Here is a 26,053-nt window from a genome sequence, read left to right on the forward strand (position 1 = left end):
ATCAGAGATAACCCTGATCATCTGCCAGTGAAAGAACCATTTACTTCACTGACTTAATTTATATAAAGAATCCGCTACCCGATTACTCAGGCAGCGGATCATTCATTACGCTTTAACCAAACCTTTTGCTCTTTCAATAACACCGTCTGCGATATTGTTAGGAACAATCTCGTAGTAAGCAAATGTCAGAGATGCAGTCGCACGGCCTGAAGACATAGTACGAAGATCGGTAACATAGCCAAACAATTCTGAAAGAGGTACATCAGCTTTGATAACCTGAGCTCCATTGCGAGAGTCCATACCCCTCATAATTCCACGACGACGGTTAAGGTCACCAGTAATTGGACCGGTATACTCATCAGGAGTCAGCACTTCAACGTGCATGATCGGTTCCATCAATTTCGATCCCGCATGGCGGGCAGCCTCTTTGAAACCAATTTTGGCAGCCAATTCGAAAGAGAGTGAATCTGAATCGACATCGTGGAATGAACCATGGAACAAACGCACTTTCATCGAATCCAAAGGATAGCCTGCCAATGCACCATTAACCATTGCTGCTTCAAAACCTTTCTGAACAGGAGCGATGAATTCGCGGGGGATAGCACCACCCACAACTTCGTTCACAAACTGCAAACCAGTTTTTGGTTCTTTACCTTCTTCGTTATCATCACGTGGTCCGATTTCAAATACAATATCGGCGAATTTACCACGACCACCCGTTTGTTTTTTGTAAACCTCGCGGTGTTCAAAGTTCTTGGTAAGGATTTCCTTGTAAGCAACCTGAGGAGCTCCCTGGTTTACTTCCACCTTGAATTCACGACGCATACGGTCAATGATAATTTCAAGGTGCAGCTCACCCATACCTTTGATGATCGTCTGACCAGTCTCTTCGTTCGATTCAACCTGAAGTGTCGGATCTTCTTCAATCAGTTTAGTGATTGCTTTCGAGAAGTTGTCGCTGTCCGCGGCTTTCTTAGGCTCGATCGCATAACCAATTACAGGCTCTGGAAACACCATTGATTCGAGAACGATCGGTGATTTTTCCTCAGAAAGTGTATCTCCTGTTTTAATATCTTTAAACCCTACTACCGCACCAATATCACCTGCTTCAAGCTTATCAATCTGATTTTGCTTGTTAGCATGCATTTGGAAAATACGTGAGATACGTTCTTTGTTACCTGACCGGTTGTTCAATACATATGAACCTGATTCAAGCACGCCCGAGTAAGAACGGATGAAGCAAAGACGACCTACGTAGGGGTCAGTCGCAATTTTGAACGCCAGTGCGCAGAAAGGATCTTTTTCTGAAGGTTGACGGCTGATTTCGTTACCGGTGCGTGGATCTGTACCAATGATGCTTTCGCGATCCAATGGTGAAGGCAGAATAGCCATCACGTAATCCAGCATCGTCTGAACGCCTTTGTTTTTGAAAGAAGAACCGCAAACCATCGGTACAATCTTCATGCTGATCGTTGCAGCGCGCAATGCAGCGAGGATTTCATCTTCTGAGATCGAATTCGGATCTTCAAAATATTTCTCCATCAAAGTATCATCGAACTCAGCAACTGCTTCAAGCAATTTTTCTCTCCATTCGGTAGCTTCCTCGATCATATCGTCAGGAATAGGCACCTCAGTAAAGGTCATACCTTTGTCGGCTTCGTTCCACTCAATACCACGGAAGTTAACCAGATCAACCACACCACGGAATGAATCTTCAGCACCAATCGGCAATTGAAGAGGCACAGCATAGCTGCCCAGCATTTCTTTAACCTGAGTACAAACTTTCAGGAAGTCAGCACCTGAGCGGTCCATTTTATTTACAAACCCGATACGTGCTACATTGTAGTTGTTAGCAAGACGCCAGTTTGTTTCAGATTGAGGCTCAACACCATCCACTGCACTGAAAAGGAATACCAATCCATCCAGAACGCGCAAAGAACGGTTTACCTCAACTGTAAAGTCAACGTGTCCCGGCGTATCAATGATGTTGATATGGTATTTTTCATCACGGTAATTCCAGTTAACAGTAGTGGCAGCGGATGTAATTGTAATACCACGCTCCTGCTCCTGCTCCATCCAGTCCATGGTAGCTGCACCATCATGCACTTCTCCAATTTTGTGGCTTACCCCTGCATAGTACAGGATACGCTCCGTTGTCGTTGTCTTACCGGCATCAATGTGCGCAGCAATACCAATGTTTCTTGTTAATCTTAAATCACGTGCCATGACAGATGGTGATGTGTTATATTATATTCGATGTGCAATCCGATAAAGAAGCGGCAAATCCCGGTGCTATCCTGCGGACATTCCGAAATTCGAAGCGCAAAAGTATAAATAGTTGATTATAAAAACAATCAGTGCGTGTTATTTTTTGGATTGTTAACCTTTTGATTTCCGACAAAAAATAAGCCGGTCGCCTGCAGGAGGCAACCGGCTTGAAGTACACGCAAGATCCGAATTAAAATCTAAAGTGTGAGAATGCTTTGTTTGCATCCGCCATACGGTGCGTATCGTCTTTCTTTTTAACCGCAGCACCTTCACCCTTAGCCGCTGCAATGATCTCACCGGCAAGACGGTCTACCATTGTTTTTTCACCGCGTTTACGGGAATAGTTGATCAGCCATTTCATACCAAGAGACTGCTTACGCTCAGGACGAACTTCAGTTGGTACCTGGAACGTAGCACCACCCACGCGGCGGCTTTTAACTTCCACAGAAGGAGTAACATTGTTCAATGCCTTTCTCCATGTTTCCAGACCATTTTCGCTGGTTTTTTTCTCAACCAGTTCCAATGCATCATAAAAAATAGTGAAAGCAATGCTTTTCTTTCCTTCAAACATCAGGTTATTCACAAACTTGGTTACCTGAACGTCCCTGAACTTAGGATCCGGAAGAATATATCTTTTCTTAGGTTTGGACTTTCTCATTGTTGTTAAATGTTATACGAGGTTTCGTTTTGCAACTTATTCACCCGGCGCCACGCACCGGATTACTTCCCTTTTATCAATTAAAATCTTAATAAAAGCAGAGAGAGTTACTTTTTATTTTTTCTTACCTTTTGTTGGTGCTGCCGGAGCCTGACCTGGTTTCGGACGTTTTGCACCATACTTCGAACGACGTTGCTTACGTCCGTTCACACCTGCGGTATCCAATGCTCCACGAATAATGTGGTAACGAACTCCCGGCAAATCCTTAACCCTTCCGCCACGGATCAGAACGATCGAGTGCTCCTGAAGGTTGTGACCCTCACCCGGGATGTAGGCATTCACCTCTTTGTTGTTTGACAAGCGAACACGCGCAACTTTACGAAGAGCGGAGTTCGGTTTTTTAGGCGTAGTAGTGTACACCCTTGTGCACACGCCCCTGCGCTGAGGGCATGAATCCAAAGCCGGAGACTTGGATTTCCATGTAATGGTCTCTCTACCTTTACGGACTAATTGTGAAATAGTAGGCATTTAATAGTTTGATTTTGATCCGGTTAGTACACCAGACTTTGTCTGTTAAACAGTTTTCCCGAAAAATCGGACTGCAAAAGTAAAATACTATCCTTGATTTCCAAAACGTTACTAATTCTTTTTTGACCAACTCCGCGTTACGGGAATATAAAAAATCTTTGTGGCCTGTATCCGGAATTTTATTTACAAGCGTTCTTTATTAGTATTGTCTTTTCTGATAATCGATGTACGCTCCAAATTCATTTGATTTGACATTTTACTCTATGAAACTTTTGAGGAGTTGCTTTACCCTGATCATCTATCCGGCTACTCTTTGTTTTGTGCTAACCAGTTGTAACTCTGCCATGCAGGCCTACAAGGACGGGCAGAAGAAGTTTGCAAATGGTGAGTACGAACTTGCAATAAAAGGATTCCAGAAGGCTGCGGAAGCTAATTACGAACCCGTACAAACCAACTTCCTGATCGCCGAATCCTACCGCCTTTCCAACCGCTTTAAGGAGTCGGTACCTTACTACAAAAAAGCTATTGAAGGCGGAATTACAGATCCCAATGCACAGTACCAGTATGCCTACGCTCTGAAAACGACCGGTGCGTATGAAGAAGCTTCCAACCAGTTTTCTGCTTATGCGAAGGCGGCCAACACGCCGCTTAACTTACAGGAAAGGGCCTTACGTGAGGTAGAAATCCTGAGAATAGCGAATCTGCTCAGGACTGAAAAGATGCAGGTTGAATTGAAGGACATTCCCCTGAATACAGCAGGCTCTGAGTTTTCACCCGCCATAGTCGGTAATGAGCTTGTTTTTTCTTCGTCAAAAAAAGAGAAGGTTTACAAGAATAATGGCCAGCCCATGCTGGGTTTATACAAAGTAACACTCGCAGAAGATGCAGGTGCTACTCAGGGCAACCCGGTACTTTTTAGTGGGGACATATTTGCACCGGATGCCAATGAAGGATCACCTGCCTTCTCGCCAGATGGAAAAACGCTGGTATTTGCAAGAGGAAACACCGGCAAGAAAAAAGGTACTGCCGATGTCGATCTTTATCTCAGCAGAAATGTCAATGGGCAATGGACGGCGCCTGCGATTTTGCCCGTGAATGATTCGCTGGCCTGGGACGGTTCGCCCGCTTTTTCAAGAGATGGAAAAACATTGTATTTCGCATCTAACCGCGCTGGTGGTGCAGGCGGAATTGATCTGTACCGCACCAATATGGATGCTTCGGGCAGGTTTAGTAAACCTGTAAACATGGGTCGCGATATCAATACCTCCGGAGACGACATGTTCCCTTATGTCGCCGAAGATGGTAAACTTTATTTTGCCTCCGACGGGCATCCGGGGCTTGGTAAACTGGATCTCTTTTCCGCAACGCGGTCACAGGGAGTTATTTCCATAGAAAACCTGGGAATTCCGTTCAATAGCCCGCAGGATGATTTTGGTATTGCTTTTCTCAAAGGTCGGAAAGCAGGATTTTTCTCGTCAAACCGGGAAGGTGGAAAAGGAGATGATGACATTTACTACTTTGCCGCACCGGAGGAGCCGGATAGCACCGAGATCGCCCGGAACAATGATCCGAATGATCCCATGAATCCGAAAAACCCGAACTACATCAATGGCAAGCCCAAGAAAGTACGGTATTTCCTTGCTGGTAACGTTCTGACCAACACAGAAACCCCTGCTCCTCTCGATTCAGCGATTGTTCATATACTAGCCGATACAGCAGATGTCCAGATCAGCCAGCTGCCATCAAATACAGAGGGTAAATTCGGGAAACAACCCGTAGAGGAAGGAAAATCATATGTACTGCTGGTAGAGCGGAAAGGCTATATCACCAGGCGGGAGCCGTTTTCGATGGATGGAAAAAGCATTCCTCCCATTTTCCTGACCAAAGAACTGACGGATACAACATACAATGTGACGGTCAAGCTGGACAAGCTTGAACTGAACAAGACATTTGTGCTGGAAAATATTTACTACGATCTCGATAAGTATAACATCCGCTCTGATGCCGCCATTGAACTCGACAAGCTGGTGCAGATCCTGAAAGATAACCCGACCATGAAGATCGAGCTCAGCTCTCACACGGATGCAAGAGCCACAGACGCATACAACATGACGCTTTCCCAAAACAGGGCTGAGTCTGCGGTAAGTTATCTTAACTCCCGTGGCATTGATGCAGACCGTATGGTAGCCAAAGGTTATGGTGAACGTGAGCTGATCGTACCCAATGCAAAAACCGAAGAAGAGCACCAGCGTAACCGTCGAACAGAATTTACGATCCTGAGCTACTAGCTTCTATCCGTTTTCTGCACAAGCCCGCCATGGAACAAGCGTTCACTGGCGGGCTTTTTGTATCATTGCACCTTTAACGTTCATATATATAGTTTGAAATTAATGGCTAGACGCATCATTTATTGGTTCAGAAATGACCTGCGGCTGTTTGATAATGAAGCACTTCGCTCAGCAATTGATGCCGGGGACGAGATCATACCGGTGTATGTTTTCGACCCCAGGCAATTTGAAACTACCAAGCTGGGTTTCAGGCGTACCGGCACTTTAAGGACTCGTTTCCTGATGGAAGCTGTTGAAGATTTGCGCCGGAACATTCGTGAAAAGGGCGGAGATCTGATGATCCGTGTGGGGGAACCTGAGAAAATCGTGTCGCAGCTTGCCGAGCAGTACCAGGCATCCCATGTATATGCCAGCAAAGAAATTGCCCCTCAGGAAACCCGCATTGAATCATCCCTGAGCAAAAACCTCAAAGTAGGCAATGTGGATATCGAGCTCTACTGGATGGATACACTGGTTCCGGCCGAAAAGCTGCCTTTTACCATAGCAAGACTGCCGGTTTGCTTTGACGATTTCTACCAGTTATCCAAAAATCAGGTAAGCGGCCGGAAGCTTTTTGAAGAACCTGCCACTTTTAACATTCCGGCCGATTTTGAAGCAGGTGAAATGCCTTCGTTTTCAGAGCTGGGTGTATCCGATGCCGACCTGGCCAATGCTCAGGCTTCGTCCAGAGGAGGCGAACTGACAGGCCAGGCTTTATTGAAATCCGTCCGGGAAGATATTTTGCTGGGCAGGTACCACCACGAATCGCCGGAACTGCTCATCGACACGCACCTGTCTGACTGGCTGTCTGTGGGGTGCTTGTCTGCCGCTACGATCTATGACGAACTTGGCACATTAGATACTTCCTCTTCCGCCACGGCCATGCTGATTCGCAACTTACTTGCCCGTGACTACTTCAACTGGATTCTCCTGCGCTACGGGCCCAGGCTGTTCAAGCCAAGCGGCGTGACCCATACTTTTGAAAAACAATGGTCGAATGATCGGGAAACATTTGAAAAGTGGATACAAGGACAGACTCCTGATGAAGAAATCAACCATCTGGTTACGCAACTGAACCGCACCGGACATATTACCCTGCCGGAACGGGAAAAGCTTGCGGCTTACCTGGCCGATACTCTACAGGTGAACTGGACATGGGGTGCTATGTACTACGAAAGTTGCCTTATAGACTACAAAGTTGCTGTCAACTGGGGTCGCTGGAACAATATTTCAGGGGTTGGTAAGTGCTGAAATCAAATACCAGCCAGCCCTGCAAACAATAGCAACATGGCCAGTGCCGACCGGCAATGTAGTTTTTAGTACGGTTTTTGCTAGTTTTGGTCAACTTCGAATACAATTTTCATTAACTCTAAACTGAATAAACAATGTCAAAAGGACTGATTGCAGTTATCGTTATCGTTCTGATATTTGGATTTGTCGGATGTGGCAAGTACAACGGGCTCGTCGGCAAGGATGAAGTAGTAAAAGAAAGCTGGGCAAAAGTGGAAAGTCAGTACCAGCGCCGGGCTGACCTCATTCCGAATCTTGTAAATACGGTAAAAGGTGCCGCTGAATTTGAAAAAAGTACACTGACCGGCGTAATTGAAGCACGTGCAAAAGCTACGCAAACCACCATCAGTGCTGACCAGCTTACTCCTGAAAACATCGCCAAGTTCCAGAGCGCACAGGATCAGCTGGGAGGTGCATTGTCACGACTGCTGGTTTCCGTGGAACGTTATCCGGAATTGAAGGCTAATCAGAACTTCCTGGAACTGCAGGCGCAGCTGGAAGGTACCGAAAACAGGATTACGGTGGCCCGAAATGATTTCAATACGGTTGTTAAAGACTACAACCAGGAAGTGAGAACTTTCCCGACCAACCTTTTTGCAGGCATATTCGGATTCTCCCAGAAAGGATATTTCACCGCCGCAGCCGGCGCAGACAAAGCTCCGACGGTACAATTCTGACCATCAGAAAGCCTGTCGCGCTGACAGGCTTTTTTCTTCCTCATTTGCTATGTCCGACTCACTTCTTTTTAATGACGAGCAGCAGGAGCGCATTATTGCTGCAATCCGGGAAGCCGAAAAACAGACCTCCGGCGAGGTAAAAGTGCATATTGAGAAAAAATGCCCAGAGCCTGATGTCATGGAACGTGCCAGGCAGGTATTTGTTAAGCTTAATCTGCACCAGACGTCTGAAAGAAACGGAGTGCTATTTTATCTCGCCTACGAAGACAGGAAGTTTGCAGTGCTGGGTGATGAAGGCATTTACAAGAAAGTCGCCCACAACTTCTGGGATAGTACCAAAAACCTGCTGCGTGCCCGGTTCAGGAACAATCAGTTTACAGAAGGCCTTTGCGAAGGCATTGAAGAAGCCGGTATCCAATTGAAAACACATTTTCCTTACCGGTCAGATGATATCAACGAACTTCCGGACGACATCTCGTTTGGCAACTGACATTATGAAAAAGTACCTGCTGATATCATTCCTGTTTTGCCTGTTTATAGTACCGGTGTTTGCACAGGATATTCCGAAAAGGCCGAATCCTCCGCGCCTGGTGAATGATTTTGCAAAACAGCTGAATGCCTCCCAGATCGGGCAGCTTGAACAGAAGCTTGTTGCCTACAACGATTCAACTTCTTCACAGATCGTAATCGTGGTGGTACCTACCACGGGCGAGTACCCCATCGGGGATTATGCCTTCAAGCTGGGCCGTGAATGGGGTGTGGGGCAAAAGGATAAGGATAATGGGATTGTACTGCTCTGGGCTCCTTCCGATCGGAAGATTTTCATAGCGACGGGGTACGGCCTGGAAGGAGCTATCCCCGATGCAGTAGCCAAGCGGATCGTTTCGCAGGTAATTACGCCCGAGTTCCGTGAAGGCCGGTTCTATGAAGGATTGGATAAGGGTGTAGACACCATATTCAAATATGCGACCGGTGAGTACAAGGCCGATCCACAGCAGGAAGAAAACAATGAAGGCATCTCCCCCATCTGGATCGTTGCCATTGTGATTATTATCATTATGCTGATGGCTTTACGAAACCGCAATAACCGTGGCGGAGGCGGCAGAGGCGGGTTCGGAGGTTTCGGCGGACCTATTTTCTGGCCTTATACGAACTACTCAGGCCGCGGCAGCTCTTCCGGAAACTGGGGAGGCGGCTTTGGCGGCGGTAGCGGCGGCGGGTTTGGAGGCTTCGGAGGCGGAAGCTTTGGAGGTGGCGGCGCCGGAGGCGATTATTAGAGACAAATATATTTTCGGTTGTAAGTTATTATCTGCCGGTTCCTTGTCAGGGCCGGCTTTGTTTTTCCCGTTAAATAAAGTGACGTATAGTGTGGCATAGCTTTTTCAAGAATGCTGAAAAACCTTTTATTTAACCTAGATGAACGTTTATGGAAAACAAAAATAATACCGGCCTGCTGATCGGCCTGATCCTGATGACCATTGTAGCTGCCGTGTTCGGGTACCTTTACTACAACGAACGTACCCTCACCACCAAACAGGAAGGAGACCTGGAAAGACGTGTAAGCGAACTGGCTGAGGCCGAAATCAAACTCGATTCCATCTCAAAGCAGCTTGATGCGCGCATTCTTGAAGTACAGGGCCTGGGCGGAGACATTGAAGAGCTGCAGAAAGTAAAGGCTGCCCTCGAAAATGACCGTATTGCCCTGCGCAAAGGAAATGTGACCATGGGCAGGAAAGTGAAGCAATATGAGGAGTTTCTAACCAAAAAAGATGCGGAGATCGCTCAGCTCAGAGAGGAAAACCAGCAGCTGCTGAGTCAGAATGAAACATTAACCCAGACCAACACCGAGCTGGAAACCAGCCGGCGGGCTGTACGCGACTCCCTCAGCGGCGTGGTTACCCGCAATACGGAACTGGAATCGAAAGTGAGTATCGCCTCGGCACTCCGGGCCCGGAATGTTAAAGTATTTGCAGTATCCTCAAAAGGAAAAGTGCGTGAAGGCGAGAACATCAAGTCCAAAAGAATTGACAAAGTGCGGGTTGATTTTATCCTTGAAAAAAACCCGCTTACTGCCACGGATCTTAAGACAATCTACATGCGGATCATCGATCCGACCGGTGCCACGATCTCCGATACCGGCACAGGCTCCGGTGTATTCCAGCTTAATGGAGAAGAACAGGGTTACACCATCAGCAAGGATGTGACCTATGGCAACAACAACCAGGACGTAAGCATCCTGTACGATCGGGCAACACCTTTTACTTCGGGAAAATACACCATTGAACTCTATGCGGAGGGTTACCCGATCGGCGAAGGCTCGTTTTCAGTGAAGTAATCCAGTATTTACAAAATTGTGTTTTCGGGCGGCAGCCGGGTTTTTCCCAGGTTGCCGCTTTTGTTTTACCCGCTCGGAAAGTTTACCCCTTTATTCCTATCTTGCGCAATAAATCATAACACAAGCGACAAAAAACCAAATAAAAAATTATTTTTATATGCCCTCACAATTATCACAAAAACATCCCCGCGGTCTCTATATTCTATTTTTTGCCGAGATGTGGGAGCGTTTCAGTTATTATGGCATGCGCGCCATCCTGCTCCTTTTTTTACTGGATAATATCAGCGGCGGAATGGGCATGAATGCAGCCGAAGGTACCGCTATCTACGGCTTGTACACTGCTTCGGTATACCTGCTGTCACTCCCGGGCGGCTGGCTGGCAGATAATATTTTCGGGCAAAAAAAGGCGATCTGGTATGGAGGGATCATCATTATGCTGGGGCACATCATTCTTGCCGTACCGGCCGGCGGATTCCTCTTCTTTCTCGGGCTTGTCACGGTGGCTATGGGTACAGGCCTGCTCAAACCCAATATCAGCTCAATCGTAGGTGAGCTTTACCCCGAGGGCGGCGCACGGCGCGATGCAGCGTTTTCCATCTTTTATATGGGCATTAACCTTGGTTCGTTCTTCGGCATTCTGATTGTCGGGTACCTGGGACAAAAAGTAAGCTGGCACATGGGCTTCGGCGCAGCTGCTATCGGTATGTTGCTCGGATTGATCGTTTTCAAATACGGAAGTGCCCGCTACCTCGTAGGTCTGGGCGAAGCTCCGAGCCAAAGACAACTTAAGGAAGAGTCGGTGCCAGTTTCCGGCACCAATAAAGCCATCGGCTACGGCCTGATTGCGGCATTGGTCATATTCCTGATAGCACTGCAGATCAGCGGCAAGCTGGACATGACAACTGCCCAGGGTCTTGCACAGGGAGCAGGTATCATCATCGTAGCCATATCGGCATCCTACTTTCTGTACATCCTGATTGCCGGCGGTCTTAATTACGTTGAGAAAAGGCGGGTTTTTGTTCTGATCATCTTCTATCTCGCAGCAGCTTTGTTCTGGGCCGGTTACGAGCAGGCCGGTACATCACTGCAGATTTTTGCAGACCGGCATACCGAGCGTACCGTTGCCGGCTGGGAAGTTCCTTCGAGCTGGTTCCAGAATTTCCAGCCGTTTTTTGTGCTGGTACTGGCCCCCATCCTGGCCAGCTTGTGGATTTACCTGTCGGCTCGCGGCAAAAACCCTACTGCTCCGGTGAAATTTGCATTTGGTCTTACATTGCTTGGATTAAGCTTTTTCGTGATGGTAGCTGCATCCAACATAGCCATCACCGGCGAACTTGCCTCTCCGTTCTTTCTTACATTTACCTACTTCCTGCATACTGTCGCCGAGCTTTGTGTGAGCCCGGTAGGACTGAGCTCCTACACCAAGCTCGCACCCCGGCGCTATGTGAGCCAGCTCATGGGAATATGGTTTGTAGCCGCCTCACTCGGCAACCTGATAGCAGGATTATTTGCAGGGGGATTTGATGAAAAAAATATCATGCAAATGCCTGCACTGTTCAACCAGGTGGCCATTTTCACGACTGCATTCGGCCTGCTGCTGTTTGTATTCTGGAAGCCCGTGAAAAACTGGATGGGCGGTATCCATTAATATTGCATTTCATACTTCAAACACAAATATTTCCAAGATGAAATTAGCCAGTCTACGTTACCCGGCCCTCGCGCTGGCCATGATGGTTGCAGGTTGCAAAAAGGAAAGTGACGAATCGGAAGCAGCCAAGGTACCCGGCTTCGATGTGTCTTCCATCGATTCCACTTCCAAAGCCTGCGATGATTTTGACGCCTATGCCAATAATGGCTGGAAAAAGAAGAATCCCATTCCCGGTACCGAAAGCCGCTGGGGTGCATTCGGAATTCTTGATAAAGAAAACAAGGAGGTAAGGCTCAGAGGGATTATTGATGAAATCGTTAAGAAATCGGATCTCAGGAAAGGCTCCGAAGAACAGCAGATTGCCGATTTTTACCATTCCTTCCTGGATACGGCTACCATTGAAAAGCAGGGATTGGATCCGTTAAAATCATATCTCAATAAAATTGACGACATCAAGGCCCTGAATGATCTGCCTGCCGTAGCAGGGGAATTGCAAAAGATCGGCGTGCCGGCTGTTGTTGGCTTTGGGGTGGAAGGCGACCTCCGCAATAGCAAGATCAATGTACTGTATGAAGGACAGGGTGGGCTGAGCCTGGGTGAAAAAAGCTACTACGAACGGACAGACTCCAGTACGGTAAAAGTGCGGGAAGAGTTTGTAAAACATGTGGACAAGATGTTTTCACTGGCTGCCTGGGCCGATCCTACCCCCGGACAGACGATCCTGGCATTTGAGACCAAGCTGGCCAAATTACAGCTCACCAATGTGGAACTGCGCGACCCGGTAAAGACCTACAACAAAATGGCGTTTGACGGATTTGTAAAGCTTGTGCCCGACTTTGACCTGAAAACGTATGCAGACAAGCAGGATATCAAGGCCGACAGCGTTGTGGTACAAAATAAAGCGTATTTGCAAAACCTGAACACCCTGCTGAAATCAACGCCGGTTGCGACGTTGAAAATGTATACAAAATGGCAGCTCCTGTCGCGCTTTGCGGGTTACCTGCCCAAACGGTTCGACCAGGAAAACTTTCGTTTTTTCAGCACCGTAATGCGCGGTACCAAGCAGCAGAAAGCCCGTACCGAAAGAGCGATCCGCTCTACCGACGGCCTGCTGGGCATGCCGCTCGGCAAGCTTTTCTCCGCCAAGTATTTCCCCGAAGAGGATAAGAAGAAAGTCTCTGAAATGATTGAGAACGTGCGGACGGTATACGGTGAACGCATTGACAAGCTGACCTGGATGAGCGACTCCACCAAGGCCAAGGCCCGGAAGAAACTCAAAGCATTTACCTACAAGATCGGTTATCCCGACAATTGGAAAAATTACTCTTCAATCAATATTGTCCCCAACAAACTGATCCAGAATGTGGTGGAAGCTTCTTTGTTTGCCAATGATGAGCAGGTGAAAAAGATCGGTAAGGAAGTAGATAAAAAAGAGTGGCTCATGACACCCCAGACGGTGAATGCCTACTACAATCCGCTCAACAATGAGGTGGTGTTCCCTGCCGGTATACTGCAGCCGCCATTTTATAACCGCAATGCGGACGATGCGATTAACTATGGCGGTATTATCGCGGTCATTGGTCATGAATTCACACACGGTTTCGACGATCAGGGCTCGCAATTTGATGATGAAGGAAACCTGAAAAACTGGTGGAATGCAGCGGATCGCGCCAACTTCGACAAACTCACCGGAAGGTACATTGAGTATTTCAACGGAATTGAAGCGCTGCCCGGATTCAAGATCAATGGTGCATTGACGATCGGGGAAAATGTGGCCGACCTTGGCGGACTTACCCTCGCCTACCATGCACTCGAAAAATCGTTTAATGGAAAAGAACCTGCACCGATTGATGGGTTCAACTGGAAACAGCGCTTTTTCCTGGGCTGGGCGCAGGTTTGGCACATGAACACAACCGATGCCGCATTGCGGAACCAGGTACAGACCGACCCGCATGCACCGGCAAAAGACCGGATTAACGGCCCACTGCCACATTTGAAAGAGTTCCAGGCGGCCTGGGGCTGCGGAGCCGGCAGCAAAATGGCCCTGCCCGACTCTTCCCGCATTACAATCTGGTAAAACAAAATGGCCGGCATTACTTGCCGGCCATATATTTATTTCTGTAAGCACTGGGTGTACACCCCTTAGCCTGCCTGAATTGGCGGGCTATATTTTTGCTGTCTGTAAGTCCCATATCCAGCGCGATCTCAAAGACTGACATGTCGGTATCCAGCAGTTTTTGCGTAAATTTTTCAATGCGCAGGTTGAAGATATATTTGTAAATGGGATACCCTGTAATTTCCAGGAACCGCTTTTCCAGCGCCCTTCTCGACAAGGGTACCTGCCTCACAACCTCTTCCACATGCAGGTTTTTATCAATATTCTGGTGAATGTATTTCAGTGAGGACGCAATATGATCGTCATTGGTCGCATAAATGTCCGTCGACTGCCGGGTAATCACCTGCATCGGTTTTACAACAATGTCGTAGTACCCGGAAGTACCGTTGCGGATCATCTGATCCATGAGCCGGGCCGCATCGTAGCCGCCTTTTTCCGCATCCAGCGCAATGCTCGATAAAGGAGGATCCGAAAGGTCGCAGATCATTTCATCATTGTCCACGCCAAGTACAGCCACTTCTTCCGGAATCCGGATTCCCACATGCCGGCAGGCCTCGGTGATGTGCTGCCCCTGGTTATCGTCGCAGGACATCAGACCGATGGGCTTGGGAAGCGATTTCAGCCAGCGGCTCAGCGAGCTCGGCTTATAAAACCAGAGTTCGGTAGAGCGGGATTTTTTATGCTCAAAATAATGAACCTTATGGCCCTTCAGGCGCAATTGTGCCTCAAAACCCTCAGCCCGCTCCCGTGACCAGACAATGTTATTAAAACCGTAAAATGCGAAGTTGTTAAAACCTTTTTTGAGGAAATACTCAGCGCCCATCTGTCCGGCTTCGCGGTAAGCACCCGTAATGTTCGGGATTTCGGTAAAACGTTCCTTAAAATCCTGCGCAATCACCGGGATACCGGCCTGCACGATTTTTTCAATCTCGTTATTATACAGCTGACCGATGATTCCGTCGGCTCCCCATTCCAGCGCCCATTTCAGGATTCCCTCCATACCCACCGTTTCCCGATGAAAAAGAGGCATGCGGCAAAAAATCCAGGGACCGAATTCTTTGGAATAGGCATTGATCCCACGCATCAGGTTTTTACTGTAAGCTTCGGCAAAATCGAGCAGGAGGATGATCTTGTGCATTGCTGATTAAACTAGCTGAACAGTTCCCGGAGGCTGGAAACCGTTTCATTGTTGACCAATGGCTTGGACCAGAAACCAATGCTGAAAATATACCCCAGCGGAAGCAGCAGGAACAGCATGGCCAGCCGCAGCCCGGTCAGCTCTGCCAGGCCACCCACAACCAGAGGTACTACCGCTCCGCCCGCAATGCCCGCGCACAAAATCCCCGAGAACGTTCCATGATGACGCGGCACCGAATTCAGCGCCAGTGAAAAAATTACCGAGTACATCACCGATGCGAAAAAGCCCGCCAGCGGAAATGCATACAACGCGATTTTGACAGGACCAAACAATGCAGAGAGCAGACAAACTGCGGCACATGCTGTAAAAATTGCAAGTACCCGGCGGCTGTCGGCCAGTTTGAGCAGCAGTAGTCCCAGTAAACATCCCACCGTAAGCAGGCCCCAGAAGTAGGATATTACCGAGGCGCCCGTGGTTGCCGGATCTACCGAATGGTACGTTTGCAAAAACTGGGAGATCCAGTTAGCAATACCCTGCTCAGTACCTACATAGGCAAATATGCCCAGAAAAAACAACCATACTGTCCGGTTGGCAGCAAGCTCGGAAAATGAGCTGCCTACGTCCATACGCTCATCCTCCCGCAGATCAACCTTGGGCAGGCGTACAGCCGCAATCACCAGGATCATCATCAGCGCAATTACCGCAAAAACCCAGTACAGCGACACCCATTTCAGATCGGCTGGTACCAGGTTATTCAAGATATTTATCAAAAAACCTGACTCACCCGAATGCACATGCAGTACAAGGTAACTATACAGCAGCGGGCTCAGAAACGATGCAGCTCCGAAAAAAAGTTGGGCGAGTACCGAGAAAAACGCGAATTTTTCTTCCCCGCCTGCCACCCGCAGCAGCGGGTTGATGACCACCTGTAACATCGCCATTCCGATCCCGATCAGAAAAAGTGAGAGCAGGGCGATACCGAAGCCCGGCAAAATGGCAAACAGCAATGCACCTCCGAATGCAAGAAAAAAGGCGGTGACCAGCACCACCTTTTCTCCATATTTTTCAACCATCAGCCCGGCCGGGATCGACATGATCCCGTATGCCACAAAGAATGCAAAAGGCAGGAACCCCGCCAGCCCGATACTCAGACCAAAGCTCCTGACAATATCCGGGATGATAGGTCCCAGGATATTCGTCAGAAAGGAAATAACAAAAAAGATCAGCAGAATCAGGACGACGATAAGCGGGTTTCTTCTCATGAGGGCTTTTCGGCTCGGATAGTTACAATGGTTACTGCGCCGCGACTTCGCTCGTCCGGCTCGCCCAGCCCGCCATGTCAAAAGCTTTCAGCTTGATCGTACCTGCTGCTTTCACGGGGTCCTTGTACAAAGCAGATTTTACGGTCGGCTCGGAGCCGTCGGTGGTGTAGCGAATTTCCAGGCCAGGCAACTCAGTATTGGCTTTAAGCATACCGCCTTCAACGATGGCACCCGGCATTGGAAGCCTGTAGTTGTAGCCGCCATTGATGGTCTTCCAGCGTGGTAGATGCCGCTGTGCAATGGAATTGGCAAAAACATTCCAGCCTTGATCGGTCATTTTCTTGAAACTTGCATCATCCGTCACGTTTTCCCAGTTCCGCTCAGTCCATGCACTTTCCGAAAAGCCGAACAATTTGGGCAGGATCATGTATTCCATCATTTCCCGGCCTTTGATCGTTTCGCACCAAAGCTGGCATTCCACACCGATCACATTTTTGCGGGCTTCGGGCTTCATTGCCTGCTTGCCCGCAAACTCCTCCTTCATCGGCTTACCCATCGAGGTTTCCTCTGTAGTCCTGAACATGTTGTAGGGCGAGAAAAGCCAGTTGTCGCGCGTGTCCACAAACCCGCCCCAGTACAGGCCCGGCTCTTTCGGATCATTGTCGTACGACATGTCAAAGTAAAAGTTGGTCACATTACAGAGTACGACCTGGTAGCCAGCATTGGCGAGCCTGTTGCCAAGGTCTACATCATACACATTATTCCAGACATAGGGCACCACCTGGTGACCTACAAACTCCGGGTTGGCCAGGTATGCACCCTGCTCGGTTTTGGTGAGCGCTACTTCTTCCCAGCCATGTACTTTCAGTTTTCTTTTTTCCAGAAGCGGCAGCAGGTTTCTGAAAAAGTAGGTCTGCATGTTGCGGTAAGATTTGATTTCCGGATGTTCCTTCATCAGTTTGGCAGCCATCGGGGATTTGGTCCAGGCACCATCAGCTACCTCATCACCACCCGTATGGAAGGTATCCAGCGTAAGCCCGGCCTGCTGGTAAAGTTTCGTAATTTCGTCTACTACTTTTTCGTAAAAATGATAGGTAGAAGGCCGCGCGGGACTTACCACATTGTTTTTGTAAGCCTGTGCAGAAAGGTATACCGACTTGTCCTCTGGATCGATCAGGCGGTACTCGCTGGCTTCCTTCTCCTTGCCTTCCTTCATGAACTTTTCGTACCGCGCCTCCATAGACTTGATCGCCGCCAGCGCATGTCCCGGAAAGTTTAGCTCGGGGATGATCTTGATGTGGCGCTCATTTGCGTATTTCAGGATTTCGATAAAGTCGGCCTTGGTATAATATCCGCTGCCATATTTGCTCTTGTCTTTGGCAAACGGACCCGATCCGTAGCTTGGATGCAGGGCAGATGCTGCCATACCCGAGGTATGCTGGCGTTGCGCGCCTACTTCGGTCAGCTCCGGCAATCCGTCAATTTCCACGCGCCAGCCCTCATCTTCAGTAATGTACAGAAGCATGTGGTTCAGCTTATAGGAAGCCAGCAGATCCAGAATTCGCTTGACGGATTCCTTCGTCTGAAAGTTGCGCGCTACGTCCAGGTGCATGCTGCGGAAATGAAAGCGGGGCGCATCTTCTATTTGCACATAACCCAGTCCCAGAGATGGTGTTTCTTTCAGGTAAGCTTCCGTAGGCACAAGCTGCAGCAGGCTCTGGACACCATAAAAAACACCCGCAGCATCAGCGCCTGTGATGGCAACTCCTTTTGCGTCGATGTTCAGCTTGTAGGCTTCGGCTGTAATTCCCTTTACATTCACAGCCCCTTTTTGCAGGATAATGGCATTGGCATCAGGAGCGCTGGTCTGCGGCAGCCCGGCCTGGATCGGCAGGTCGGCACCGGTTAATGTTTTTAGCTTTCCGATCAGGTACTTCGCTTCATTTTCAAGACCATCCTGGTAAAATACCTGGGTTACACCGCTCAGTGCGAATGTTCCCTCACCGGCTTTCATGCTCACCGGAGTCGGGATAATTTTATGTAACTGCTCCTCACCAACCCTGCTGAATTTGAGATTGGCTGCATACCGGGTTGCCGGCGTAGGTACCTGCCTCAGATCACGCTTTCCGCGCAGGATCTGCTCTTTTGTAGTAAATGGTTCAACCTTGTAATCCGTTACCTCTACGATGTCTTTTTCTTTTCCTTCTTTATCATAAAAAACAAAATACAACCCCATGGGCGCATCCGTCTCTTTGATCACACCTTCGGTTCCTCTGTAATTGATGGTAATGGAATCACCCGGTGCAAGCTTGAAATCTTTCCCTGCTACGATCCGGTACCAATCGCCATTGATATGCTCCACAACGGCCGGCTGAGGTGTTTTGTTAGACTGTATTGGCCGTGGCGACATGTTGAAAAACAACTTCCAGTTTGCCGCATCCAGCGTGATGTTACTGCTGTTTTTAAGAACAAACCGGGCATCAAAGCCGCCATCGGGCTCGGTAAAGTTGCTCACAAGCTTCCAGGAAACCCCGATCTTCTGAGCTTGCTCTTGGGTGACATCTCCCGAGCGGCTGCACGCGGCCAGCGTCAGGATAAAAAGGAAAACAAACTGATAGTAAAGTAGCTTCTGCTTCATTTTGAATGAAAAAACGGGTTATGAAATGGTAAGGAGCAAGGCAAGGCCGGGTTCAGGAATAATACTGGTGTTTTTACAGATCATACCAGTAATCCCCTCCAATGCCTTAATATTCGCTTAAACTACGCAATTTAAAAGGAGTTTTGCGAGATCGAAACGTTTACAGCCATGCGGGTATCAATCCGGAACCGGATAGTATGCTGTATGCAGTGCGTTCTTCAGGCATCCACATTTTTCCAGGCGACTTTCTTTTCCCAGGAATAAATGGAGCAGACCGTCATTCCGGGACTGACGGTTAATGTACTTTCAGCACTTTTAAAACATATTTTTCCCTTCCTGCAAGCACTTCCAGCATATACAATCCTTCGGGACAATCCGCACCGGTCAGATCCATACGAAAGAATTGCCTGCCTCCCAAAGCTGTAAACTGCTGCTTCCTGCGCTGCTTTCCGGCGGCATCATATACCTGGATCAGCACCTTTTCACCTGCTTTTGCCGTACCCTGCACAAAAAACTCACCCGATGCAGGATTGGGCAATGCTATCCACTCCGGCGTGCTACGGAAGTCGAGCACCCGCACCTGCGAATAAGCGCTACTGCTATCCTTATCCACCATTTGCAGGCGGTAATAATTACGTCCGCTCTGCGCCGTGCCCCTGTGTTCAAATGCATAAGCTGACCTTCCGCCCGCGACCCTGCCAATCACCCTGAAATGCCCTGCCAGGTAAGCAGTATCACCCGCAGCCACTTCCACGACAAAATGATCAAAGTTTTGTTCCTGAGCCGTTTGCCATTTCAAAAAGGCAGCTTCTCCGGCCTCGGACAATTTCTTTTCAGCCGTAAATGCAAGCAGGTTCACGGGCAGGGCCGTATTGTTGTAAACCCGTATATCGTCAATTGCCACCCCTTCATAACCGGTATACCCATCTGAATGGAACACAAAGCGGAACCGGATGCCCGACAGTCCCTGCGGGAGGCGCATGCCCGCCCTGCGCCACTGCACTTCATCCTTTATGCTCCATACACCTGCTCCTGAGTACGTTTTATTGTACCAGTTTACACCTGATCCTTCCGTGCCCAGCCTCGTCCATGCGCCCCCGTCGCCTGAATATTCCAGGTAAAGAAAGTCGCAGGGATCGGGGTCACAATCTTCAATATCGAGCGCCAGATTGAAATCAATGTAAGGATACTGCATACCCGCAATGTCAAAGCAGGGCGAGTACAGGTACGAATCTTCACGATCATTGTATTTCCCCGTGAGATTGGTTTTCCAGGTCTTTGTCCCACTGGCAGCTTGGGTGATTTTGGGCGAACCCGGCGTGCCGTACGCCCAGGAACTGTTGCGCCCGGCACTGTGCCAGTAGCCATCGCCGCTTTCAAAAGATTGCTCATAGGGAAATGCAGTTACCACAGGTGCATTGTACAGCTCCACTCCGGTACTGTCATTATCCGCGAAAGTATCCGATCCCAGCGATGACCACACCCGCACCCTGTGTTTGCCGTAGGCTGCCAGATTGGCTTTGGCACTGAATGTAAATGAGATCGTTGTCCTTTTCGGGATAGACGGGACCAGCTCGCTGATTACCTGCCCGTCGTCAATGCGGTAGCTGACCGGAATATTGGTCAGGTCGGTTGCCGAGCTGTTTCTTACCTGTACGGTAATCTCCGCTGCATTGTCCAGTGCACAGGCATCTGCCCCGGGATGCTGTATGGCCAGCAGCTGTATGTCGTTTGTGACCGTGAAAAGTTCAAAATCGTCAAAACTGTAACCTGCACCGCTGCTGCTGTCTGCGGTAAGGGTATTGCCCCACTGTCCCAGCCTGACCTGGAAGCTGGACGAGAAATTTTGATTATTCTGAAAAAGCAGGTTACTGACTTCAATGCCCGGCGAAGTCTTATAACCATCGGCGGGTGTATTCTGGCTGGCAAAGAGGTCGTATGCCTCAATCCAGGGATCGGTATCCTTTCCGCGGATCCATACTTTATTGGCTGCATTGGACTTTTGTCCGTGGTTTTTATACTTAAAACCAAAACGTACATCACTGCCCGCAATGCTGTAGTTGCTCAGATTGAATGTCCCCCACAGGTACCCGGCATTACCGGCACTGTAAAAACGGTTGGCATCAAGGGTCAGCGCCCTGCTGCCCGACGCAGCAATGCCCGTATTTACAAAAGTCCGCAACCGTCCTGCATCCGTAGTGGCCGTAAAGTCATACCGGTCGGAACCCGCCAGCCCCTGCTGTCCCGCCCCGACGGACTGCGGTGCAAGTGCCTCGAAGTTATCCGTAAAAGGCAGCACGACTGCAGGGTTGCCGAGCTGCCTGAAAATGCGTGTCAATGTATCATTAACTGCTACTGCATCCCCTGCTTTTTTCACATAAACTTTAAGTACATACGTGCCTGCCGCCGCCAGGTTCACACTGGATGCAAAAGTGTGATCGTACGTTTTTCCTTTTTCAATTGCCGGACTGATCGTTTCCAAAGGTCCAGCCACGCCATTCAGGAAAAAACCCGCTTGCACAGGCCCCGCATGGTCTGCATCATCCAGGTTTTTGATTTTTATTTTGATAAATGCATTGCTACTCAACGCAGAAGATGTCAGCAGCCGCCCTGATCCCGCCGGGAAAATGACCGCACTGACCGCCAGATCATTATCCGAGATAGTACCCGTACAGGTTCCAGAGTCAGGCTTGCGGGAAATGGCCAACGCCCGCCTTCCCGGCTTTCCATTGAGCCTCGCCCGCACAGCAAAGTAATAGGTGGAGTCTTTGGACAAACCACTGAAAACGTAGCTGGTACCCGCGGTGACGGTTACGGGCAGCATCTCGCCCTTGTTCAGGAGCATTACCTCATAGTCTGTTGCGCCGGCAACCTGGGTCCAGTCAATAGCCGCATACCCTTCGCATTGCCCGGCTGAAAGTGTTAATGTAGGCACACCAAGAATGGTAAAGGGTTCGCTTACTGAAGTATTGCCTGATCCATTGTCTGTCACCCTTACACGTGCCTGGTCACTCCGGGTATTGGCCGGAATGGTCCAGGCAACCTGCCTTATTCCGGGGGCAAGATTTTGAGCGATGGTTGTCCATTGTGCCCCGTTATTGAGTGAGTACTGGACTGTAAATGTGCCGTTTCCGTTTCCATTGGCATCCCAGGAGATGTAAAATGCATCGCCATCTTTCAGCCGCTCGTTCCCGATGGGATAGGTAAGCCGGGTAACATTGGGTAAAATATCATAAACGACCACATATTCCTGCATAGGATGCTGAGCCACAGATGTACCTGCCACTTTCACAGTGTAGGTGCCCGACGCAGGATTGTCGATCACCACCTGCTCCATATTATTGATATGGTCGGCGCCGGTTGCAGCCACATTGCTCACATTTCCAGGTGCGGGATCGGGCAGGCGCGGTAATGTCGTGGCCGAATATGGATCCGTTATGCTCAGATCGAGATCGTGAACAAGATTTTGTGCAGACAGCAGGTTACCCGCGGGATCGTTCCAGTACAGCATTACCTTCAGCTGGGCTGTCCCCACGGGTACGGCAATCGTGTGCACCTGGGTTTGCTGATGAGCCACCGAGTCATTCCGGTACCATCCGGCTTCCATCATTTCCAAAGCCCGGGCCAGGTTCAGCCACCCGTACCCATATCTGAAATCCGGACCTTCGTTTCCCTTATCTGTCCCTGCATTGCAAATGAGTGCTTTCATCAATGCATTTCGCGGATCGGCACCTTGGTGCAGCTGGCGGTATCTCTGGTACAAAAGCCCCAGTCCGCCTGCCACAGCCGGCGCTGCCATACTGGTTCCGGTTGCATTACCATACAAATTGACGGGAATGGTGGACGTGATATTGATTCCCTGGGCAGTAATTTCAGGCTTTAATCGTCCGTCGCGCACAGGCCCGCGGCTGCTGCCGGATGCCACTGTGCCGGTTTCGGAAGTACTGCCTACCGTGATCACGTTTTTGGCCGTCTGGTAGCCGCTCAGGATGTTGCCGAAGCCTGCGGGATAAGGACTGCAGGTGATATTTCCACTATTCCCCGCCGCAAATACATGCTGCAGATGCGGGAACCGGAATGCCTGCTCATCCAGCATTTGCGCATACAGGTCGTAAGTACCGAATGTAGAACAATCATTGTCATCCCCGCCGTACGAATTGTTGGTCACTACCATGCCATAATCCTGCACATAGGCGGCGGTATTGGCCAGGATTTTCGAAAATTCCTGCACTACGAGGGTCGCCTTGGGTGCAAAACCCGTGTAACGCTCGTTCATAATGCCCGCACCTGCCAGCGTTCCCATCACGTGGATACCATGTGAGCCGCCATCCGCAGGGTTGCGGTTGATTATTCTTCCATTAAAATCCACGTGCTGCAGCGGATTGGAATCATCCCCGATCCCGATCACCACACCTTCTCCATGCAGGTTACGGCCGCCGGGCAGGGATGAGCTCAGGATATTGGCCCGGGCATTGGCGGTGGTCTTATTGTTAAAACCTTTATCCGCCGATGGTACCGGCTGAACGTAGGTTACCAAGGGCAATGCAGCCAGTGCGCGCAGCCGGTCGGCGGGCACGCGTAGTTCAAGAATGTGGTAGGCCTGGTGCTTGTCCGACAATATGGTAAAGCCTGCCGCCAGGAGCCGGCTTCTGACCTGCATGGCGGTATATATTTTGGGAAAACTGATCCATACATCCACCTGCCCGGGCACGCTGGCTGCATGCGGCGGAACCTGGCCGGCCACCAGCGCAGGAGCCATTTTTTGTTCCGGCTGCAAAGGTACTATCGCCCTCCCGCGCATGGTTGTGAGAGTATTTGCGCTGGTATTGGTACGTACCAGCGCGGAATAGGCAAGGTTGGGAATGTAGTCGAGGATGTAGACTCCCGAAGCTGCCAGGCTGCTTTTTTCAGCCTGCGTCAGTATTTTTTCAAATTGTAAAATGCAAAATGCAATGGAATCTCCGGGACTTTGCAAACTCGCCAGCCGCAGGCCAGGGGCATTTACCAGGTTATTTTCAGGCGTGAATGTGCCGCCCCTCAGGTGGATGGAGTAGTCTGCGGGTGCCTGCGCCCGGGTGGGTAGCTGTGCCAGCATGCAGGTAATCAGTGTGTGGTAAATGTACTTCCAATTCATACAGCTCAATGCATTCCATAAAAGGATAATTCTACTTTAATTTATAAAATTTTACAAATTAAATATTACATCTGCTTGGTCGCGCAGCCTTTTCAAATGGAGGTATGCTTCAAAATCTTGTAAATGCCTGCCTGCTGGACTAACTTCGCGCCTTCCCGAAACATTGACCCACATGAATTTATACGGCCTTATCGGATACCCGCTCACGCACTCGTTTTCCAAACGCTACTTCACCGACAAGTTTACCCGGGAAAAGATCAGGGAAAGCAGTTATGAACTGTTTGAAATGAAGTCACTGGATGAGCTGCCTGCACTCCTGAAAAAAAAATCAGGGCTGCGCGGCCTCAATGTAACCATTCCCTACAAAAAAGACGTAATTGCGTACCTCGACGACCTGGATGACTCCTCGGCTGAGCGGATCGGGGCTGTGAATACCATCAAAATCTATGCTGACGGCAGTACCAAGGGCTTTAATACAGACTATTATGGCTTCCGGCAGTCGCTCGTGGAATGGCTCGACCGGCGGGGCGAAACATGCAGCAACTTTCAGGCACTGATTCTGGGAAACGGAGGCGCTGCCAAGGCGGTACAGGTTGCATTGCAGGATCTGCATGTGGAATACCTCACCGTTTCCCGGCAAAAAAGCGACGATTCAATCCTGTACGAGGCATTGACGGAAGATATCCTCAAAAGTCACCTGCTGATCATCAATACAACTCCACTGGGTACTTTCCCCAAAACCGAAGAATGCCCGCCTGTGAATTACGACTGGATCGGGAAAGGTCATTTCCTGTATGATCTTGTGTACAACCCTGCCGAAACCCTTTTCCTGAAAAATGGCGCCGCCCATGGTGCAGTGGTACAGAATGGCTTGAAAATGCTCGAACTTCAGGCAGAGAAAGCCTGGGAAATCTGGACTACTGAGGAGAATATCTGGAGTGTGTAGCTGCCGAGTAGAAAGACCATAAATCACCCTGTACCTGCTCACTATGCCAGAGCGTACCGGCCGGTACAGGTGCCTTGACCCCCTCCCCGATTGCAAATGATCCCTGGCACCGCCGGATCTCGTCCCAATGCCCGGATTGCAGGAAACTGTTGATGACGGCCGCTCCGCCTTCCACAAATACGGAATGTATTTTTCTTTTGACAAGCCCGCGCAGCATTTCGCCGATCTCGTCCATACCGGGTTCCACTTTCAGGTAGCCAACAGTGTGGGCAGTGGCGTACCGCTCGGGTTCGGCCGGCAAAGGCGTTGCTTCCCGGCGATTGACCACCAGTGTAGGCTGGGACTGATCGAAAAGGTTCAGGCTGGCAGGCAGCTGCAGGTATCTGTCAAGTACAATGCGTACTGGATCGTGCCCTACCCATTTACGGACATTGAGCCTTGGATTGTCCATCCACGCCGTCTTGTACCCCACCAGGATTGCGTCTTCCTCGGTTCGCCACTGGTGCACGCGCATGTTGGAAAGTTCGCCGCTGACCTTTAACGGAAGTCCATTGTCATACCCGAGGAACCCGTCTGCAGTTTCGGCCCATTTGAGGATTACATAAGGCCTGTGCTGCCGCATGGCGGTAAAAAATCGCACGTTCAGCGCTGCCCCCTCTTCCGAGAGCAGCCCGCTCTCCACCTGAATGCCCGCATTCCGCAGTTTTTGCATTCCCTGGCCGGCCACGAGCGGATTGGGATCTTCATTGCATACGACCACCCGTCTCAGCTTTCTGGCGATCAGCAGGTCGGCGCAGGGCGGGGTTTTACCAAAATGAGAGCAGGGTTCGAGCGTGACGTATGCAGTAGCCTCGCCCAACAGATGCGCATTGCCCTGATGATCTGCATTTTCCACGGCACGTACCTCTGCATGCGGCCCGCCATATTGCCGGTGCCAGCCTTCGCCGATGATCCTGCCGTCGTGCACAATCACACAGCCGACCATGGGGTTCGGGCTCACATTTCCCATTCCGTAGGCAGCCAGCTGCAGCGCCCTTTGCATCCATTGAACATCCGATTCCATATCCCAAAAATACAAAGGGCTTACG

General features: G+C 49.7%; 17 protein-coding genes. 9 read left to right on the forward strand and 8 right to left on the reverse strand.

Annotation, left to right across the window (positions count from 1 at the left end):
- Positions 1–105: 105 nt before the first annotated feature.
- The 3 genes from fusA to rpsL all read right to left on the reverse strand — a co-directional run bounded on the left by fusA (position 106) and on the right by rpsL (position 3,454).
- Complete coding sequence (gene fusA, locus HWI92_RS16075) at positions 106–2,226, reverse strand: elongation factor G (protein WP_204657154.1); 2,121 nt, start codon at positions 2,224–2,226, stop codon at positions 106–108.
- 232 nt (positions 2,227–2,458) lie between these two features.
- Positions 2,459–2,926 carry a 30S ribosomal protein S7 gene (gene rpsG / locus HWI92_RS16080; RefSeq protein WP_138282754.1) on the reverse strand — a complete coding sequence of 156 codons (468 nt, stop codon included), beginning with the start codon at positions 2,924–2,926 and terminating at the stop codon, positions 2,459–2,461.
- Between the two features lie 114 nt (positions 2,927–3,040).
- On the reverse strand, positions 3,041–3,454 hold the full coding sequence (rpsL, locus tag HWI92_RS16085) for a 30S ribosomal protein S12 (RefSeq protein ID WP_015813784.1): 414 nt from the start codon (positions 3,452–3,454) through the stop codon (positions 3,041–3,043).
- 263 nt (positions 3,455–3,717) lie between these two features.
- On the opposite strand from rpsL, the gene HWI92_RS16090 reads away from it, so the two are divergent.
- From HWI92_RS16090 to HWI92_RS16125, 8 genes are all read left to right on the forward strand, one after another.
- On the forward strand, positions 3,718–5,742 hold the full coding sequence (locus HWI92_RS16090) for a CHU_0125 family OmpA-like outer membrane integrity protein (RefSeq protein WP_510186001.1): 2,025 nt from the start codon (positions 3,718–3,720) through the stop codon (positions 5,740–5,742).
- A 102-nt stretch (positions 5,743–5,844) separates the two neighbouring features.
- Positions 5,845–7,032, forward strand: a complete 1,188-nt coding sequence (locus HWI92_RS16095; RefSeq protein ID WP_204657156.1) for a deoxyribodipyrimidine photo-lyase — start codon at positions 5,845–5,847, stop codon at positions 7,030–7,032.
- 134 nt (positions 7,033–7,166) lie between these two features.
- Entirely contained in the window at positions 7,167–7,748 is a 582-nt protein-coding gene (locus tag HWI92_RS16100; RefSeq protein WP_204657157.1) for a LemA family protein, read from the forward strand.
- A gap of 49 nt (positions 7,749–7,797) precedes the next feature.
- Positions 7,798–8,238, forward strand: a complete 441-nt coding sequence (locus tag HWI92_RS16105) for a TPM domain-containing protein (RefSeq protein ID WP_204657158.1) — start codon at positions 7,798–7,800, stop codon at positions 8,236–8,238.
- 4 nt (positions 8,239–8,242) lie between these two features.
- On the forward strand, positions 8,243–9,025 hold the full coding sequence (locus HWI92_RS16110) for a TPM domain-containing protein (protein WP_204657159.1): 783 nt from the start codon (positions 8,243–8,245) through the stop codon (positions 9,023–9,025).
- Between the two features lie 149 nt (positions 9,026–9,174).
- Complete coding sequence (locus tag HWI92_RS16115) at positions 9,175–10,083, forward strand: DUF8428 domain-containing protein (RefSeq protein WP_204657160.1); 909 nt, start codon at positions 9,175–9,177, stop codon at positions 10,081–10,083.
- 157 nt (positions 10,084–10,240) lie between these two features.
- Positions 10,241–11,731: a peptide MFS transporter gene (locus HWI92_RS16120; protein WP_204657162.1), complete on the forward strand. Its 1,491-nt coding sequence runs from the start codon at positions 10,241–10,243 to the stop codon at positions 11,729–11,731.
- 37 nt (positions 11,732–11,768) lie between these two features.
- On the forward strand, positions 11,769–13,808 hold the full coding sequence (locus tag HWI92_RS16125) for a M13 family metallopeptidase (RefSeq protein ID WP_204657164.1): 2,040 nt from the start codon (positions 11,769–11,771) through the stop codon (positions 13,806–13,808).
- A gap of 16 nt (positions 13,809–13,824) precedes the next feature.
- On the opposite strand, the gene HWI92_RS16130 is transcribed toward HWI92_RS16125, so the two are convergent.
- From HWI92_RS16130 to HWI92_RS16145, 4 genes are all read right to left on the reverse strand, one after another.
- Entirely contained in the window at positions 13,825–14,985 is a 1,161-nt protein-coding gene (locus HWI92_RS16130) for an AraC family transcriptional regulator (RefSeq protein WP_204657166.1), read from the reverse strand.
- An 11-nt stretch (positions 14,986–14,996) separates the two neighbouring features.
- Entirely contained in the window at positions 14,997–16,247 is a 1,251-nt protein-coding gene (locus HWI92_RS16135) for an MFS transporter (protein ID WP_204657168.1), read from the reverse strand.
- 31 nt (positions 16,248–16,278) lie between these two features.
- Positions 16,279–18,885, reverse strand: coding sequence for a family 20 glycosylhydrolase (locus HWI92_RS16140; protein WP_204657170.1), 2,607 nt, complete (start codon positions 18,883–18,885; stop codon positions 16,279–16,281).
- A 295-nt stretch (positions 18,886–19,180) separates the two neighbouring features.
- On the reverse strand, positions 19,181–24,019 hold the full coding sequence (locus tag HWI92_RS16145; protein WP_204657172.1) for a S8 family serine peptidase: 4,839 nt from the start codon (positions 24,017–24,019) through the stop codon (positions 19,181–19,183).
- A gap of 172 nt (positions 24,020–24,191) precedes the next feature.
- Between HWI92_RS16145 and HWI92_RS16150 the strand changes: the two genes are divergently transcribed.
- Entirely contained in the window at positions 24,192–24,965 is a 774-nt protein-coding gene (locus HWI92_RS16150) for a shikimate dehydrogenase family protein (protein WP_204657174.1), read from the forward strand.
- Here HWI92_RS16150 and ribD read toward each other — a convergent pair.
- On the reverse strand, positions 24,937–26,028 hold the full coding sequence (ribD, locus tag HWI92_RS16155; RefSeq protein ID WP_204657176.1) for a bifunctional diaminohydroxyphosphoribosylaminopyrimidine deaminase/5-amino-6-(5-phosphoribosylamino)uracil reductase RibD: 1,092 nt from the start codon (positions 26,026–26,028) through the stop codon (positions 24,937–24,939). The genes HWI92_RS16150 and ribD overlap by 29 nt on opposite strands.
- Between the last annotated feature and the right edge of the window lie 25 nt (positions 26,029–26,053).

Source organism: Dyadobacter sandarakinus (assembly GCF_016894445.1).
Lineage (GTDB): Bacteria > Bacteroidota > Bacteroidia > Cytophagales > Spirosomataceae > Dyadobacter > Dyadobacter sandarakinus.

Excerpts from the sequence above, each read along its gene's own strand:
- HWI92_RS16095 (WP_204657156.1), top strand. The coding sequence starts at position 5,845 with ATGGCTAGACGCATCATTTATTGGTTCAGAAATGACCTGCGGCTGTTT.
- fusA (WP_204657154.1), bottom strand. The coding sequence starts at position 2,226 with ATGGCACGTGATTTAAGATTAACAAGAAACATTGGTATTGCTGCGCAC.
- HWI92_RS16090 (WP_510186001.1), top strand. The coding sequence starts at position 3,718 with ATGAAACTTTTGAGGAGTTGCTTTACCCTGATCATCTATCCGGCTACT.
- rpsL (WP_015813784.1), bottom strand. The coding sequence starts at position 3,454 with ATGCCTACTATTTCACAATTAGTCCGTAAAGGTAGAGAGACCATTACA.
- HWI92_RS16110 (WP_204657159.1), top strand. The coding sequence starts at position 8,243 with ATGAAAAAGTACCTGCTGATATCATTCCTGTTTTGCCTGTTTATAGTA.
- HWI92_RS16125 (WP_204657164.1), top strand. The coding sequence starts at position 11,769 with ATGAAATTAGCCAGTCTACGTTACCCGGCCCTCGCGCTGGCCATGATG.
- rpsG (WP_138282754.1), bottom strand. The coding sequence starts at position 2,926 with ATGAGAAAGTCCAAACCTAAGAAAAGATATATTCTTCCGGATCCTAAG.
- HWI92_RS16130 (WP_204657166.1), bottom strand. The coding sequence starts at position 14,985 with ATGCACAAGATCATCCTCCTGCTCGATTTTGCCGAAGCTTACAGTAAA.
- HWI92_RS16150 (WP_204657174.1), top strand. The coding sequence starts at position 24,192 with ATGAATTTATACGGCCTTATCGGATACCCGCTCACGCACTCGTTTTCC.
- HWI92_RS16105 (WP_204657158.1), top strand. The coding sequence starts at position 7,798 with ATGTCCGACTCACTTCTTTTTAATGACGAGCAGCAGGAGCGCATTATT.
- HWI92_RS16140 (WP_204657170.1), bottom strand. The coding sequence starts at position 18,885 with ATGAAGCAGAAGCTACTTTACTATCAGTTTGTTTTCCTTTTTATCCTG.
- ribD (WP_204657176.1), bottom strand. The coding sequence starts at position 26,028 with ATGGAATCGGATGTTCAATGGATGCAAAGGGCGCTGCAGCTGGCTGCC.
- HWI92_RS16115 (WP_204657160.1), top strand. The coding sequence starts at position 9,175 with ATGGAAAACAAAAATAATACCGGCCTGCTGATCGGCCTGATCCTGATG.
- HWI92_RS16120 (WP_204657162.1), top strand. The coding sequence starts at position 10,241 with ATGCCCTCACAATTATCACAAAAACATCCCCGCGGTCTCTATATTCTA.
- HWI92_RS16145 (WP_204657172.1), bottom strand. The coding sequence starts at position 24,019 with ATGAATTGGAAGTACATTTACCACACACTGATTACCTGCATGCTGGCA.
- HWI92_RS16100 (WP_204657157.1), top strand. The coding sequence starts at position 7,167 with ATGTCAAAAGGACTGATTGCAGTTATCGTTATCGTTCTGATATTTGGA.
- HWI92_RS16135 (WP_204657168.1), bottom strand. The coding sequence starts at position 16,247 with ATGAGAAGAAACCCGCTTATCGTCGTCCTGATTCTGCTGATCTTTTTT.